Origin of the sequence: Duganella sp. 3397 (assembly GCF_031456625.1) — a bacterium.
GTDB classification, from domain to species: Bacteria; Pseudomonadota; Gammaproteobacteria; order Burkholderiales; family Burkholderiaceae_D; genus Rugamonas; species Rugamonas phyllosphaerae.
Genome location: NZ_JAVDVB010000004.1, coordinates 385,940 through 401,379, shown reverse-complemented (window position 1 = coordinate 401,379; position 15,440 = coordinate 385,940). Strand labels below are relative to the sequence as shown.

The window sequence follows — 15,440 nt, the reverse complement described above, 5'->3', positions numbered from 1 at the left end:
TTGGCAGGATGCCAAGCAAAGAAGGCTGCGGCAGGTAGTGCTACTGAGAGAACGATCAAGCTCGGGGATCGATCTGTTGCAAACCGTCCGCGATCGCGGCCGCCTCCAGCGGGCGCACCACGCGCGCCACCTCCACGCCATCCTTCAGAAAAATCATGGTCGGCCACAGCTTGACCTTGAACGAGCGGCCCAGTGCGCGGCCGGGGCCGTCTTCGACCTTGTAGTGGGTAAGCTGCTCGTGGCCGGCAAACGCCTGCGCCAGCGGCGCCTGCGCGGCCTGGCAGTGACCGCACCAGTTGGCGCCGAACTCGAGCAGGACTGCGCCCGGCAGGGCATCGATATCGGCGCGCTGCGGCGCCTCGGCTAGGTAGTGAGTTTTCATTTTTTCCTGAATTTGGCGCAGGGGTCGGGTCGTTCCTGCGTGCTCAGCGCATAGGTTTGATCATAGCGGCCGGCGTGTTCGCCCGGCTCCACGTAGCCTTCGGCGCGCACCGTCAGTATAGGCTGGACCAGGTTAAGCCAGCGCGCCACACCGATATCCTTGCGCACATGGCCGTTGCCGGCGATGAGCACCACGTCGCGCGGGCGCTGGTCGCGGATGATCCTGGCCATCCAGATGTCGCGCGCCAGCTGGGCATTGACCATGCCATCGACCATCATGGCTGGCAACATGCCGCAATGGCCCATCTCTATCTCTTTTTGCTGGGCGACGCGCAGATCGGCCGGCACCGGCTGGTCCAGGCGGTAGTCCTTGATGCCTTGCGGGTCGAACGTGGCCTGGATGCCGTCGCGCACCACGCGCGAGGCATCGGCCCGCGACAGGTTGCCCGCCACCAGCGGCAAGTGGTACGTGAGCGCTAGCTGGATCACCGGGTAGTACAACTGCCAGTCCCAGCGCGGACCGTGAACGATCTGGATCACGCACTGGGCGTCAAGACAGCCCTTTTGCGCCCTGTCGAGCAAATCCTGGTTTTCGCGGTCGAACTGCTCCATCACGATGGCCGGGCGCCAGCCCGCCTCCACGCGCTGGCGCAGCAGCTCGTAGCGCAGGCGGTGGCCTTGCTGGTTGTCATGCACCTCGCCCAGCAGCAGGACCTGGGGATTCGGGCCCACCGGCGCCGGGGGCGCCGCAGCGGTGCTGACGACTGCGCCCGGCCTGGCCACGCCAGCGCAGCCGCTCAACAGTGCGAGGGTGGCCAGCACGCTGGCGCCACACATCAATCGGACTCTGTACATCATGGGATATCACCCTCTGCAGGCTAATTGGTTGATTTGATGGGTCTAATTTATGACAGACCCAGCGCCACACGTAACACTGTTGGTGCAGTGCAATAAAAAATTTCTATTGAATAAACTAAAATAGCAATGTGTTATGAATTGTGGTTAAATGTCAGTTCGGTCAGTTGTCAATCGATCTGGCGCAAAAATTATACGGATAACGCATTAAATTGCTGTTAAGCCTGGCGCCGAATACAGTTTCAGGAGTGTCATGTGAAAATTTTATCAAACATCAGTACCGCTATCTTCGCTTTGGGCTTGTGTGGCACCGCCTCGGCCGAGGTTGCCACCACGCCTGACGCGCCTGCAATATCGGTGTTCCACCAGTGCCCGGACGATACCGGGTGCGACAGCGTTGCACAGCGTAACGGCCAGCCGGCTACGCAGGACCGCCAGTCGGCCGCCAAGGTCGAGGAAGCACCGCTGCCGGTGCCGGAACTCGAAACTTCGTTGATGTTCATGCTGGGCCTGGTCGTGCTGGGCGTGACCTCGCGCCGACGGTCGTCGGAGCGTTTCGACCGCTAAGTGCCAACGTACGTCCCCTGCAATCCCGCCTGGTGCGGGATTTTTTTATGTCGAGGTTAGATTACCGGTGTTGCCGGGCTCACCGGTGTCACCGGTGTCACGCAGGGCATGCGCAGGGTAAAGCAGGCGCCCTGCCCCAGTACGCTGGCCACCGTGACGGTGCCGCCGAACTGCTTGGCCATCAGGTTGAACACGATATTCAGGCCCAGGCCGGTACCACCCTGGCCGCGCCGCGTGGTGACGAACGGATCGAATACCTTGTCGATCATGTCCGGCGCAATGCCCTTGCCGTTGTCGCTCACCTGCATCTCGAGCCAGTCGCCCTGGCGCGCCACGCCGATCATGATGCGCCCCTCCTCTTCCGGTTCGAACGCATGGTCCACGCAATTGAGCGTGAGATTGGTGAGCACCTGGGCCAGCGCGCCCGGGTAACTGTCGAGCACCAGGTCGGGCGGACAGGCGATGCTGACCGTGATCCGGGTCTTCTTGAGCTTGGGCTGCAGGCTCGACACCACCTCGTTGATATAGCCGCGCAGCTCGAAGCGGCGCCGCGCCTCGCTCACCTGGTCCACCGCGATCTGCTTGAAGCTGTGGATCAGGTGGGCCGCGCGGTAGGCGTTGTTCATGATCAGGCGCGTGCTTTCGGCAGCCGTCTCCAGGTAGCGGGTGATGTCCGACTTCTTGATATTGCCTTCGGCCACCGCTGCGTGGACCTTCTCGGTCGCCTCCATCAGCACCGAGGCGCTGGTGAGCGCGATGCCGACCGGGGTGTTGATTTCATGGGCCACGCCCGCCACCAGGCCACCCAGCGAGGCCAGCCGCTCGGCTTGCAGTAGCGACTCCTGCGCCAGCCGCAGCTCGTCGAGGGCACGGGTAGTGGCCAGCGCGGCCTGGCGCGCCTCGTCCTCGGCCTCGCGGATGCGCTGGATATTCGATTTGACCTTGCGCTGGATGGCATTGAAACCACGAATGACTTCGCCCAGTTCGTCGTGGCGGTTGTCGGGCAACTCTTCCACTTCGTCGCTGTCGCGGGTGGCCAGGTCCACCAGGCCGTCGCGCAGGCGCTTGAGCGGATCGAACACGATGCGCAGCGACAGGGCCAGCGCCGCCACCAGGATCAGGTCCAGCAGCAGCACCTCGATCACCTTGCGCCGCACCTCGGCCGCCAGCGTGGCCTCGATCTGGGCGCGGCTGAAATTGACCACCACCCGGCCCACGATCACCGGCTTGAGGGCAGCGCCGGCGCCGCCGGAGTCGCGGTAGGCCAGGTCGGCCACCACCGGGGTGCCGCCGACGGCGGCGTCGGTTTCGATCGGCACCAGGGTGCCGTCCTCGCGCCGCAGCCGGCCGGAGAACAGCCCGACCGAGGTGTCGTACACCCGGATCGAGACTAGTTCGGGCGGCATCATTTCGGCGGCCACGATGTTGTCGACCTTGGCCTTGTCCAGGTCCCACAGCGCCGAAGGCAAGCTCGTTTGCAGCCGCGCCAGCACGCCCTGGCGCAGCCGCTGGCTGCCCGCCTCGAGTTCCTGCGACAGGCTGTGCTGGGCATAGGTGCCGGAAATACCGAGCACGAGGGTGACGATCACCACGAACAGCAGCGTCAGGCGGCCTTGAATGCCAAACATCGAACTTTACCTCCCTCACGCTGAATTTGACCGCAACTGGTGAATGTAAGGTAAGCAATGCATCTTGGCAAGCAACGATCGGACAACACCGCGCGGCGCAAGCAGACTTGGAACGTTCTCAATGGTAATATCGATCCAAACAGGGAACCTCGGGAGACTGCAATGACAGGCACTTATCATCAACTGGCGCTGGCCGAGGTACGACCGGGCATGGTCCTGTCGGACGTGCTGCTCGACGTGCAGGGCCAGGTCCTGCTGCCGCAAGGCGCGGTGCTGACCGAAGCGATGCTGGCGCTGATGCCGCGCCACGGCATCGAAATGCTGCCAGTGGAAACCGGGGCGGTCTCTCCTGAAGAAGAGCAAGCCACGCGCCAGCACCACGAGGCGCGTATCGCCCACCTGTTCCGCAAGACCGACCCGGACGCCGGCGCCGACTGGGCCACCAGCCTGCTGCAACGCTTCGTGCGCGACTTCCGCATCGGTCGCCCGGAGCACCACCATGAGTAATACTGTCAGCTACGACGACGTGGTGCGCAACCTCGACGACCTGCCCTCGCTGCCGGCGGTGGTAATGGAGCTGCTCAACAGCATCGACCAGGACGACGTCGATATCTCGGTGCTGGCCAAAAAGGTGTCGCACGACCAGGCGCTGACCGCCAAGACGCTGCGCCTGGCCAATTCCTCGACCTACGGCTTGCAAGTGAAAGTGACCACCATCCAGCAAGCGATTACTTACCTGGGTTTCCAGACCACCCGCAACCTGATCACGGCCGCCGCCGTCACCGGCTATTTCGCCCAGGGCCACTGCCCGGGCTTCGACGACAAGGCGTTCTGGCGCCACTCGATCGCCACCGCCGCCTGCGCCAAGGTGCTGGCGCGCCACATGCGCTTCAACCAGGACTACGCATTTACGGCCGGGCTGCTGCACGATATCGGCCGGCTGGTGCTGGTGTCGTGCTTCCCCAACCAGTATTCGACCGCGATCGCCTGGCGCGACGAGCACGACTGCTATCTGCTGGCGGCGGAGCGGCACGTGCTGGGCGTCGATCACGTGCAGGCCGGCGTGGCGCTGGCCGAACACTGGAATTTTTCCGACACCATGCGCCAGGCCATCGCTTATCACCACGACCCGGAAGTGCCGGGTGCGGGCTTTTTGGCGGCCATCATCCACGTGGCGGACGCAATGGTGCACGCGCTCGACCTGGCGCAGGTGCAGGACGACCTGGTGACGCAGGTGTCGAACGTGGCGTGGACAGCGTTGGGGTTGGACGAGGAAATTTATTTGCAGATATTCCGCGAGACGGAATTGCAGTACGACGAGATTTCGATGGTGTTGCTCAGCTAATCAGCTGATCGGCCGACCTGGCAGCCTCGGCTCCCTGCCATGCCGGTCAAAGACCGGCGCGACAGGTGCGGAGCGCGGGGCGCATTAGTGGTGTGCTACGTTTCCGGCCGAGGCCTTGTCGTTGTTGTTGCGGTCTTCAGGCTTCGGACGGCCCTGGGCGTCGGACAGGCGGTACTTGGTGCGGCGGTCGCCCATCAGGTCGCGCAGGTCGCGGATGCTCATGCCGGTCACTTCGTGCATGCGGATCAGCAGCGAGGCGCCTACCGGCAGGCGGTGGTGGCGGATCTTGCTGATGACCGGCGGCGCCACTTCCAGCAAGCGCGAGAGCGCAGCGTCGTTTTTCAGTTGCATCTTGCCCAGCAGAATGTCGAGCAGGTGGTTCGGGTTGTAGCTTTCCTGCGATGCGAGTGCGTGGTGTGCCATGATGTGTCCTCGTTGGTTGGGTGAACAGATATTGCTGGTCCGAACTTAAGGAAAACTTAGAGTTTTCAATAATTAACAAATGGACTTTTCCGGACCTTTGTCATGAATTGCATTTAAAGCAATATTATTCTATGCGCAAAAGCCGGGTTGTCCGATAGGCCGCCCGTATCAAGATTGTGCGGCATCAATCGCCATGTAGAAAACATGGCAACCATGCCATTCCAACACAGCGAGCGGCAGCGCGGCGCACGCAAGGGCGGCGGTCGGTCGTTTTACGCTAAACTAGCGGCTGCGCGCACCGGCGCCCCATCCTCCATAAAGCCCAACGCCATTGAAAACCAAGACCCCAGTCCAGCCGCACTACTTCGTCCCGGAGCCGCTCGATAACACGCGCCTGGCCCACCTGTGCGGCCCTCTCGATGAAAACCTGCGCCAGATCTCGGCGGCGCTGGACGTCACCATTTTCCGCCGTGGCGAGAAATTCATCGTCAGCGGCTACAACGCCGAACGGGCGGTGCAAATCCTCGAAAAGTTCTACGCCATCGCCAACAAGGTGGTGCCGATCGAGGAAGTACAACTGGCGCTGGTCGAGCAACGCGCCGGCCTCAACGCCGCTGCGGCAGCTGCCTCCACCCCGGATGCAGCGGCGCCGGTCAAGGAAGCCGCGCGCGCCGCTGCTGCCGCGCCGTTCGTCGAGCCCGACATCAACAGCCCGGTATTAAAAACCCGCCGCGCCGATCTGCGCGGACGCACGCCGCACCAGATCCGCTACCTGCGCAACATCCTCGAGCACGACATCAGCTTCGGCGTCGGTCCGGCCGGCACCGGCAAGACCTACCTGGCCGTGGCGTGCGCGGTCGACGCGCTCGAGCGCGACGCCGTCAAGCGCATCATCTTGACGCGTCCGGCCGTGGAAGCGGGCGAACGGCTGGGCTTTTTGCCCGGCGACCTGACCCAAAAAGTCGACCCGTACCTGCGCCCGCTGTACGACGCGCTGTACGACCTGCTCGGCTTCGACCGCACCCAGAAGATGTTCGAAAAGCAGGTGATCGAGATCGCCCCGCTGGCCTATATGCGCGGGCGTACCCTGAACCACGCGTTCGTGATCCTCGACGAGGCGCAGAACACCACGGTCGAGCAAATGAAGATGTTCCTCACCCGCATCGGCTTCGGCAGCAAGGCCGTGGTCACCGGCGACGTCACCCAGGTGGACCTGCACAAGAGCCAGAAAAGCGGCCTGGTCGATGCAGTCCAGGTGCTCAAGGACGTGCGCGGCGTAGCCTTCAGCCATTTCACCAGCGAAGACGTGGTGCGCCACCCGCTGGTGGGCCGCATCGTCGATGCCTACGAAACCGCGCAAAACCACGAGGCGGAAATCGCCCCCCTGCTCAAAACCACCGCCCTGAAAAATGTCCGAAAAAAATAGTCCACCGTTCAGTCTGACCTTGTCGGTGCAATACCCCGACCCGCGCCTGAAAGCCCTGGTCACCCGTGCCAAGCTCAAGCGCTGGATCGGCGCCGCGCTGTTCGCGCCGGCCGAACTGACCATCCGCTTTGTCGATGCCGACGAAGGCCGCACGCTGAACCGCGACTACCGCGGCAAGGACTACGCCACCAACGTGCTCACCTTCGCCTACAACGAAGGGGAAGAATTGCCGGACGACGCGCCGACACAGGCCGACATCATCCTGTGCACCGACGTGCTGGAAAAAGAGGCGGCCGAGCAGAACAAGACGGTGGAAGAACACACGGCGCACCTGATCGTGCACGGCGTGCTGCACGCCCAGGGCTACGACCACGAAGACGACGAGGAAGCGACCGAGATGGAAACGCTGGAGACTGAGTTGCTGGGAACGCTCGGTTTTGCCGACCCGTACGCCCAGGAAAAGACGGAACTTCCGCGAACATGACTGGTTTTTTTGACAAAAATCGCTGAACCACACCATTTGGTGTATCCTATACCCCTTCAAAACAATGGCTCACGCCTACTATGCAAGAGCACTCTAGTGGCGTCAAAACTGACGCCAAACCCCATCGGTCGCTGTTCGAACGCCTGACCGCATTTATCTCCCCCGAGCCCGAGAACCGCGCGGAACTGCTCGAGGTTCTCCATGACGCCCACGAACGCAACCTGATCGACGCCGACGCCCTGTCGATGATCGAAGGCGTGTTCCAGGTTTCCGACCTGTCGGCGCGCGACATCATGGTGCCGCGCTCGCAAATGGATGTGATCGACATTTCCCGCCCGATCGAGGAATGGATGCCGATCGTGCTGGAAACGGCCCACTCGCGTTTCCCCGCCATCGAAGGCGAGCGCGACAAGGTAATCGGCATCCTGCTGGCGAAAGACCTGCTGCGCTACTACGCCGAAGAATCGTTCGACGTGCGCGCCATGCTGCGCCCGGCCGTGTTCATCCCCGAATCGAAACGCCTCAACGTGCTGCTGCGCGACTTCCGCGCCACCCACAACCACATGGCGATCGTGGTCGATGAATACAGCGGCGTGTCCGGCCTGATCACCATCGAAGACGTGCTCGAGCAGATCGTCGGCGACATCGAAGACGAATACGACTTCGACGAAGAAGAAGACAACATCCTGTCGATCAAGGAAGGGCCGCGCGGTCCGCGCTGGCGCGTCAAGGCGCTGACCGAAATCGAGCAATTCAACCAAGAGCTCGATACCGAACTGCCAGACGACGACGTCGACACCATCGGCGGCCTGGTCGCCAAGCACCTGTCGCGCATGCCGCACAAGGGCGACGTGTTCAATTACCAGGGCTTGCGCTTCGAAGTGCTGCGTGCCGACGCGCGCCAGATCCACGTGCTGCTGGTGGAAAAACTGCCAGCGGCACCAAGCGGCGGCGACGACCTGTAATGCGCTTTCGCCGCGCCGATCCCAACGCCCCACCCAAGCCACAGCGCAGCACCCAGGGCCGCATGTTGATGACGGCCGTGGCCGGCGCGCTGTGCGTGCTGGGCTTCGCGCCATTCGGCTGGTGGCCGCTGGAAATTCTTGGTCTTGCCACCCTGTTTTACCAGGTACTGCGCAGCAGCAGCGTCAAAGCTGCCGGCCTGATCGGCTGGGCGTTCGGCTTCGGCTGGACTGCCGCCGGCATCCATTGGCTCTACGTTTCCATGCACGACCACGGCGGCATGCCGGCGCCGCTGGCGGTGCTGGCGGTGGCCTTGTTGGGCTGGGCCATGGGCTTTTACGTGGCGCTGGCGATGGGCACGGCCGCCTGGCTGCGCAAACAATGGGCGCTGCCGCTGCCGGCTGCCAACCTGCTGCTGCTGCCTGCCCTGTGGTCGCTGTTCGAGTGGCTGCGCGGCTGGTTGTTTACCGGTTTTCCGTGGCTGTCGTCGGGCTACGCCCACAATCACAGCCCGCTGGCCGGCTTTGCACCGATCATTGGCGTGTATGGCCTCGGCTGGCTGGCGGCGCTGATCGCCGGGGCCCTGCTGCTGGTCTTCCACCGCACCCGGCTGCGCGCCCTGGCGCTGGTCGTGGCGATCTCGGTCGCCGGCGTGGGCCTCAGTTTCATTGCATGGACCCACCCGGAAGGCCAGCCGATCTCGGTACGCCTGATCCAGGGCAATGTGCCGCAGGAAGAAAAATTCGACGGCTCGCGCGTCGCTGCCGTGATGCGCCAGTACCAGGACGCCATCACCGCCGCGCCGGCCGACCTGATCGCCACGCCGGAGACAGCCATCGTCATGCTGCCGCAGCAGCTGCCGCCCGACTACCTGCCCGGCCTGGCGCAGTTCATGCACCAGACCAATAGCAACCTGATCCTCGGCATCCCGATGGCAGACAGCCGCACGGCGTATTTCAACAGCGTGCTCGGCATCAGCGCCAACCCGGGCGCGGCGCAGGTCGCCGGCGGCTACTACCGCTACGACAAGCACCACCTGGTGCCGTACGGCGAATTCATCCCGTGGGGCTTCCGCTGGTTCGTCAACCTGATGTCGATCCCGCTCGGCGACCAGACCAGTGGCCCCGACATCCAGCCGGCGTTCCCGATCAAGGACCAGCGCGTGCTGCCCAATATCTGCTACGAAGACTTGTTCGGCGAGGAAATCGCCGCGCAACTGAATACCCCGGCGCAGGGCCAGCAACCGGCCACCATGCTGCTCAATGTGTCCAACCTGGCCTGGTTCGGCGACACCATCGCCATTCCGCAGCATTTGCAGATCTCGCAGATGCGCACGCTGGAAACGGGACGCCCGATGCTGCGGGCGACGAACACCGGCGCCACCGCCATTATCGATGGCCGCGGCGCCGTGCGCGAACAGCTGCCGGTCAACACCACCGGCACCCTGTCCGCCAACGTCCAGGGCATGGCGGGCACCACGCCTTACATCGTGCTGGGCAATAAACTGTTCCTGGCGCTGGTGCTGCTGTCATTGGGCGGTGCGTGGCTGTGGGCAAAACGGTCGCGGGCGCCGAAAAACGCTGCCACCTCCTGATAGATTAGCTCCAGCCCCCGTAAAACCCGCTAAAATTGCTCCTTTAGTGAAACTGCAACCCGCGCGCCTGCCCTGCTGGCGCGCCCTGGACCACACACGATGCTGACATTCCAACAAATTATCCTGACCTTGCAAACCTACTGGGACCAGCAAGGTTGCGCCCTGCTCCAGCCGTACGACATGGAAGTCGGCGCCGGCACGTTCCACACCGGCACCTTCCTGCGCGCGATCGGCCCGGAGCCATGGCGCGCCGCCTACGTGCAGCCATCGCGCCGTCCAAAGGATGGCCGCTACGGCGAAAACCCGAACCGTGGCCAGCACTACTACCAGTACCAGGTGGTGATGAAGCCGGCGCCGGAAAACATTCTCGACCTGTACCTCGGTTCGCTGGCCGCACTGGGCCTCGATCTCAAGCAGAATGACGTGCGCTTCGTGGAAGACGACTGGGAGTCGCCAACCCTGGGCGCCTGGGGCCTCGGCTGGGAAGTGTGGTTGAACGGCATGGAAGTGACGCAGTTCACGTACTTCCAGCAAGTGGGCGGTCTCGACTGCAAACCGGTGCTGGGCGAAATCACCTACGGCGTCGAACGCCTGGCGATGTACTTGCAGGGCGTGGAAAATATGTACGACCTGGTGTGGACGACCTGGGAAGAGAACGGCGCGGCCGGCGAACCGGTGCAAAAGACGCTGAAATACGGCGACGTCTTCCACCAGAACGAAGTGGAACAATCGGCCTATAACTTCGAGCACTCGAACACCGAGTTGCTGTTCGCGCAGTTCAACAACCACGAGTCGGAAGCCAAGCGCCTGATCGAAGCGCAGCTGACCCTGCCTGCCTACGAGCAGATCATGAAAGCCTCGCACAGCTTCAACCTGCTCGACGCGCGCGGCGCCATTTCCGTGACCGAACGCGCCGCCTACATCGGCCGCGTGCGTACGCTGTCGCGCCTGGTCGCGCAAGCGTATTACGAATCGCGCGAACGCCTCGGATTCCCGATGGCGCCTGCCGCCGCTGCCACTGTCGCCGAATAATCAGAATTGAATAACATGACTCAAACCCTGCTCATCGAACTGCTGACCGAAGAACTGCCACCCAAGGCCCTTGCCAAACTGGGCAAGGCGTTTGCCGACGGCATCGTCAACGGCCTCAAATCGCGCGACTACCTCGACGCCGACAGCGTCGCCACCTCGTACGCCACGCCGCGCCGCCTGGCCGTGGTCATCACCAATGTGCGCGCCACGTCGCCCGACAAATCGATCCGCGAAAAAGTGCTGCCGGTGTCGGTCGCGCTGGACGCCGCCGGCAACCCGACTGCGCCGCTGGCGAAAAAACTGGCCGCCCTGGGCTTCCCCAACCTGACCGTGGCCGAACTCGAGCGCGCGCAGGACGGCAAGGCCGAGAGCTTCTTCTACACCTACACCGCCGCCGGCAGCGCGCTGCAAGCGGGCCTGCAAGCTGCACTGATGGAATCGGTAGCCAAGCTGCCGATCCCGAAAGTGATGAGCTACCAGCGCCCGGACGGCGCCACCGTGCAATTCGTGCGCCCGGCCCACCGCCTGGTCGCGCTGCACGGCGCCACCGTCGTGCCATTGACCTTGCTGGGTTTGACCGCGTCGAACGTCACCGAAGGCCACCGCTTCCTGACCGCTCCCGGCCAGCGCGACGTCACCATCGATGACGCCGACAGCTACGCCGCCACGCTCGAAGCACAAGGTAAAGTCCTGGCAGGCGTGGACCAGCGCAAGGAAAAGATCCGCGCCGAACTGCTGGCCGCAGCCGGCGCCGACCAGGTCCTGATGCCCGAAGCGCTGCTCGACGAAGTGACCGCGCTGGTCGAGTGGCCGGTGGTATACGCCTGCCACTTCGAGGAAGAATTCCTGGCCGTGCCGCAGGAATGCCTGATCCTCACCATGCAGACCAACCAGAAATATTTTGCGCTGACCGACGCCGACGGCAAGCTGCGCTCGCGCTTTTTGATCGTCTCCAACATCGCCACCGACACGCCGCAGGCGATTATCGGCGGCAACGAGCGCGTGGTACGCCCGCGCCTGTCCGACGCCAAGTTCTTCTTCGAGCAGGACAAGAAAAAGACGCTGGAATCGCGCCTGCCGCTGCTCAAGAACGTCGTCTACCACAACAAGCTGGGCACGCAGGCCGAGCGCAGCGAACGCGTGTCAGGCCTGGCCGGCTTCATCGCCACCCAGATCGGCGGCGACACCGCCATGGCCACCCGCGCCGCCAAGCTGTCGAAGGCCGACCTGCTGACCGACATGGTCGGTGAATTCCCCGAGCTGCAAGGCATCATGGGCACCTACTACGCCCGCAACGACGGCGAGCCGGAAGAAGTGGCGCTGTCCGCGTCCGAGCACTACCAGCCGCGCTTTGCCGGCGACGCGCTGCCATCGACCGTCACCGGCACCGCCGTGGCGCTGGCCGACAAGCTCGAAACCCTGGTGGGCATCTGGTCGATCGGCCTGCAGCCCACCGGCGACAAGGACCCGTTCGCCCTGCGCCGCCATGCCCTGGGCGTGCTGCGCATGCTGATCGAAAAGCGCCTGATGCTGTCGATCAGCGGTTTGCTCGAAGCGGCGGCCCAGCAGTTCACCGGCGTGGCTGGCTTTACCGATCCGGCGCGCGAAGTGTCCGCCTTCATGATGGACCGCCTGCGCGGCATCCTGCGCGAACGCGGCTTTTCGCCGAACGAGATCGAAGCGGTCGTGGCGCAGCACCCGGACCGCCTCGACGACATCGTCCAGCGCCTGGAAGCGGTCAAAGCCTTTGCGGCCCTGCCGGAGGCAGCCTCGCTGGCTGCCGCCAACAAGCGCATCACCAACATCCTGAAAAAGAACGAGGCTGCGCTGGCTGCCGCCGGCGAAAGCGCCACCGTGGTCGATCCGGCCCTGCTGCAGGATGAAGCGGAGCAGAACCTGGCCGCAGCGGTGTCGCGCGTGCAGCCCGACATCGACGCCGCCTTCATCCGTGGCGACTTCGAAGACGCCCTGAAAACCCTGGCGCAACTGCGCGACGCGGTCGATGCCTTCTTCAACGACGTGATGGTGATGGCCGAGGACGTTGCCCTGCGCAACAACCGCCTGGCCCTGCTGTCGTCGCTGCACGGCATGATGAATCGCGTGGCCGACATTTCGAAGCTGGCGGCGTAGTGGGTGCGCCGGCCTTCAAGCTGATCATCCTCGACCGCGACGGCGTGATCAATCACGACTCGCCCGACTTCATCAAGTCGCCGGCCGAGTGGATCCCCGTGCCCGGCTCGCTCGAGGCGATCGCGCGCCTGAACCAGGCCGGCTACCGGGTGGTGGTCGCGTCGAACCAGTCGGGCATTGCCCGCGAACTGTTCGACATGGTCACCCTCAACGCCATCCATCACAAGATGCACAGCCTGGCGCAGCAAGTGGGCGCCGACATCGACGCGGTGTTCTTCTGCCCGCATTCGGCGGCCGACAACTGCGACTGTCGCAAACCGAAACCGGGCATGTTTACCGAGATCGCCCAGCGCTACAAGGTCAGCCTCAAGGGCGTACCGGTGGTGGGCGACTCGCTGCGCGACCTGCAGGCCGGCTATGTCAGCGGCTGCACACCGTACCTGGTGTTGACCGGCAAGGGCGAGAAAACCCAGGCCACCGGCGGTCTGCCGCCCGGCACGCAAGTGTTTGCCGACCTGGCCGCCATGGTGGCGCAGTTGCTTAAAACCGCGGCTGCACCGGCGCCGGCGCCTGCCATCAATCAATAAAGTATCTGGAGTCTGCATTGGGTCATCCGATTTTGTTTTTACGTTCGCTGCTGTTCACCATCGTGATGATCGTGGCGACCATCGTCTGGTCGCTGGTGTGCTTCCTGGCCGCGCCGCTGCCGTACAACAAGCGCTTCTGGGTGACGTCGCGCTGGAACGTGTTCATCGTCTGGTGCCTGAAGGTGATCTGCGGCATCCGCTACGAGATTCGCGGCGCCGAGAATTTTCCCGATGCGCCAGCCGTGGTGCTGTCGAAGCACCAGTCGGCCTGGGAAACCATCTTCCTGCTGCCTAACCTGCCGCGCCCGCTGGTGTTCGTGTTCAAGAAAGAGATTTTGTACATCCCGTTCTTCGGCTGGGCCATGGCGCTGATGCGCATGATCCCGATCGACCGCAAGCAGGGCAAGAACGCCTTCAAGCACGTGGTACGGATCGGCAAGCGCCGCCTGGCCGACGGCCAGTGGATCATCATGTTCCCCGAGGGTACGCGCATTCCCGTGGGCCAGACCGGCAAGTACAAGAGCGGCGGCACCCGGCTGGCGATCGCCACCGGCGCGGTGGTGGTGCCGATTGCCCACAATTCGGGCGAATGCTGGCCAAAAAATTCTTTTATTAAACGGCCCGGGCTTGTTACAGTATCGATAGGCAAGCCTATTTCTTCCGAAGGACAAACGCCGGACGGCATGATGCAACAGGTGGAAAATTGGATAGAATCAGAAATGCGCGTCATTTCGCCCCACGCCTACAACGCTGGCTCGACGACCTGACCACGCAGGCGCAGGCGGAGCCAACTCCCGCTCCAGCGGCGGCCCCGCCCGCCGCAGCTGCTGCTATCGACCAGCCCGACCTGTTCGGACGCGAGGCGCCGCCACCGCGTTCGGTGTACACGGCACCGGTCTGGTCGGTGCCACCACCGGCCGCCAAGCCGCCGCCGGTTTCTCCCTATATCACTCCGGCCGCGCCGGTTGCGCCACCCACCGTTGCAGTACCGGTCAAATCCCGCACGCCGGCGCCAACACCTGAACACAGCTCCAAGCGCCAGCTGCAAGTAGGCGAATTCATCCTCGAATACGAATTGCGCCGCTCGACGCGCCGCTCGATCGGTTTCATGATCGACGACGACGGCTTGCGCGTGACCGCGCCCAAGCGTGTGACCATCACCGAGATCGACAACGCCATCCGCACCAAGCAGGGCTGGATCCTGGCCAAGCTCCGCGAGCGCCGCGAACGGCGCGCCGCGCGCCTGCAAAAGCCGCCGGTGGAGTGGATCGACGGCGCCCAGCTGCCCTACCTCGGCGCCGACATCACCTTGCGCCTGCTGGTCGGCGGCCGCTACCGCAGCAGTTTCGACGCCGCCACGCGCGAGCTGACCATGGTGCTGCTGCCGGGCGCCACCGAGAGCGCCCTGAAGGAACGGGTCAAAGCCTGGTACCAGCAGGAAGCCAAGCAGCTGTTCGTGCAGCGCCTGGACCTGTACGCAGACCGCCTGGGCGTGCATTACAGCTCGTTCGGCCTGTCGTCGGCCGGCACGCGCTGGGGCTCGTGCACGGCCGACCGCAAGATCCGTCTGAACTGGAAGCTGATCCACTTCTCGCTGCCGCTGATCGACTACGTGGTCGCCCACGAGCTGGCGCACACGCTGGAAATGAACCACAGCGCCGCCTTCTGGGACACGGTGGGCCTGATCTACCCGGAATACGACGACGCCCGCAACCTGCTGCGCAAGCGGGCCCAGGAATTGCCCGTCCTCTTCAGCTAAAGCTTTGCCTGGCCGAAACGAGTGCGGCATAAAAGGTCGCCGTGTCAAAATGACACTTCATTACTCTCTTGCGAGGCTGCCATGGAAAACACATCCCCCCTCAACCCCGGTGACGACGCGCCCGCCGGCACGCCCGGCACCGGTGAAGATGTCTGCCCGATCTGTCACGGCAGTGGCCAGGTCGAGCAGGATGGCGATAACGTCTCGTGCGCCAATTGCGGCGGCACCGGCATGGTCATCGAGGGTATCGGTGGCGGGTGACCGCG

Annotated in this window: 17 protein-coding genes; 13 read left to right on the top strand and 4 right to left on the bottom strand. The window is 63.7% G+C overall.

Going from position 1 to position 15,440, the window contains the following annotated elements:
* Positions 1 to 55: 55 nt before the first annotated feature.
* A complete protein-coding gene (locus J2X54_RS14570) occupies positions 56 to 382 on the bottom strand; it encodes a thioredoxin family protein (RefSeq protein WP_310181556.1) in 327 nt (108 codons plus the stop codon).
* The gene (locus J2X54_RS14565) at positions 379 to 1,239 is read right to left on the bottom strand and encodes a ChaN family lipoprotein (RefSeq protein ID WP_310181553.1); all 861 of its coding nucleotides are present in this window, start codon (positions 1,237 to 1,239) and stop codon (positions 379 to 381) included. The genes J2X54_RS14570 and J2X54_RS14565 overlap by 4 nt, the downstream gene beginning before the upstream one ends.
* A gap of 252 nt (positions 1,240 to 1,491) precedes the next feature.
* Between J2X54_RS14565 and J2X54_RS14560 the strand changes: the two genes are divergently transcribed.
* Complete coding sequence (locus J2X54_RS14560) at positions 1,492 to 1,803, top strand: hypothetical protein (RefSeq protein WP_310181551.1); 312 nt, start codon at positions 1,492 to 1,494, stop codon at positions 1,801 to 1,803.
* Between the two features lie 56 nt (positions 1,804 to 1,859).
* Here the strand turns inward: J2X54_RS14560 and J2X54_RS14555 are convergent, their stop codons facing one another.
* Positions 1,860 to 3,431 carry a HAMP domain-containing sensor histidine kinase gene (locus tag J2X54_RS14555; protein ID WP_310181550.1) on the bottom strand — a complete coding sequence of 524 codons (1,572 nt, stop codon included), beginning with the start codon at positions 3,429 to 3,431 and terminating at the stop codon, positions 1,860 to 1,862.
* Between the two features lie 162 nt (positions 3,432 to 3,593).
* On the opposite strand from J2X54_RS14555, the gene J2X54_RS14550 reads away from it, so the two are divergent.
* Both J2X54_RS14550 and J2X54_RS14545 read left to right on the top strand, forming a co-directional pair.
* Positions 3,594 to 3,938 carry a hypothetical protein gene (locus tag J2X54_RS14550; protein ID WP_070248294.1) on the top strand — a complete coding sequence of 115 codons (345 nt, stop codon included), beginning with the start codon at positions 3,594 to 3,596 and terminating at the stop codon, positions 3,936 to 3,938.
* Positions 3,931 to 4,776, top strand: coding sequence for an HDOD domain-containing protein (locus J2X54_RS14545; protein ID WP_310181549.1), 846 nt, complete (start codon positions 3,931 to 3,933; stop codon positions 4,774 to 4,776). Before J2X54_RS14550 ends, J2X54_RS14545 begins: the two co-directional genes overlap by 8 nt.
* Before the next feature lie 84 nt (positions 4,777 to 4,860).
* On the opposite strand, the gene J2X54_RS14540 is transcribed toward J2X54_RS14545, so the two are convergent.
* Positions 4,861 to 5,199, bottom strand: coding sequence for a hypothetical protein (locus J2X54_RS14540; protein ID WP_070248298.1), 339 nt, complete (start codon positions 5,197 to 5,199; stop codon positions 4,861 to 4,863).
* Between the two features lie 331 nt (positions 5,200 to 5,530).
* Here J2X54_RS14540 and J2X54_RS14535 point away from each other — a divergent pair, with 331 nt between their 5' ends.
* From J2X54_RS14535 to J2X54_RS14490, 10 genes are all read left to right on the top strand, one after another.
* Entirely contained in the window at positions 5,531 to 6,625 is a 1,095-nt protein-coding gene (locus J2X54_RS14535) for a PhoH family protein (protein WP_310181547.1), read from the top strand.
* A complete protein-coding gene (gene ybeY, locus J2X54_RS14530; RefSeq protein ID WP_310181545.1) occupies positions 6,609 to 7,109 on the top strand; it encodes an rRNA maturation RNase YbeY in 501 nt (166 codons plus the stop codon). Before J2X54_RS14535 ends, ybeY begins: the two co-directional genes overlap by 17 nt.
* Positions 7,110 to 7,189: 80 nt before the next feature.
* Positions 7,190 to 8,074 carry a transporter associated domain-containing protein gene (locus J2X54_RS14525; protein ID WP_310181543.1) on the top strand — a complete coding sequence of 295 codons (885 nt, stop codon included), beginning with the start codon at positions 7,190 to 7,192 and terminating at the stop codon, positions 8,072 to 8,074.
* Positions 8,074 to 9,666, top strand: coding sequence for an apolipoprotein N-acyltransferase (gene lnt / locus J2X54_RS14520; RefSeq protein WP_310181541.1), 1,593 nt, complete (start codon positions 8,074 to 8,076; stop codon positions 9,664 to 9,666). Before J2X54_RS14525 ends, lnt begins: the two co-directional genes overlap by 1 nt.
* A 99-nt stretch (positions 9,667 to 9,765) precedes the next feature.
* The gene (gene glyQ / locus J2X54_RS14515; RefSeq protein WP_070248307.1) at positions 9,766 to 10,698 is read left to right on the top strand and encodes a glycine--tRNA ligase subunit alpha; all 933 of its coding nucleotides are present in this window, start codon (positions 9,766 to 9,768) and stop codon (positions 10,696 to 10,698) included.
* A 15-nt stretch (positions 10,699 to 10,713) separates the two neighbouring features.
* Positions 10,714 to 12,828, top strand: coding sequence for a glycine--tRNA ligase subunit beta (glyS, locus tag J2X54_RS14510; protein WP_070248309.1), 2,115 nt, complete (start codon positions 10,714 to 10,716; stop codon positions 12,826 to 12,828).
* Complete coding sequence (gmhB, locus tag J2X54_RS14505; RefSeq protein ID WP_310181540.1) at positions 12,828 to 13,415, top strand: D-glycero-beta-D-manno-heptose 1,7-bisphosphate 7-phosphatase; 588 nt, start codon at positions 12,828 to 12,830, stop codon at positions 13,413 to 13,415. Before glyS ends, gmhB begins: the two co-directional genes overlap by 1 nt.
* A gap of 65 nt (positions 13,416 to 13,480) precedes the next feature.
* The gene (locus J2X54_RS14500) at positions 13,481 to 14,182 is read left to right on the top strand and encodes a lysophospholipid acyltransferase family protein (RefSeq protein ID WP_371851784.1); all 702 of its coding nucleotides are present in this window, start codon (positions 13,481 to 13,483) and stop codon (positions 14,180 to 14,182) included.
* Between the two features lie 65 nt (positions 14,183 to 14,247).
* Complete coding sequence (locus J2X54_RS14495) at positions 14,248 to 15,174, top strand: SprT family zinc-dependent metalloprotease (protein WP_310182074.1); 927 nt, start codon at positions 14,248 to 14,250, stop codon at positions 15,172 to 15,174.
* An 81-nt stretch (positions 15,175 to 15,255) separates the two neighbouring features.
* Positions 15,256 to 15,435 (top strand): hypothetical protein, encoded by a 180-nt coding sequence (locus J2X54_RS14490; RefSeq protein WP_071651623.1) that lies wholly within the window; start codon positions 15,256 to 15,258, stop codon positions 15,433 to 15,435.
* The last annotated feature ends 5 nt before the right edge of the window (positions 15,436 to 15,440 follow it).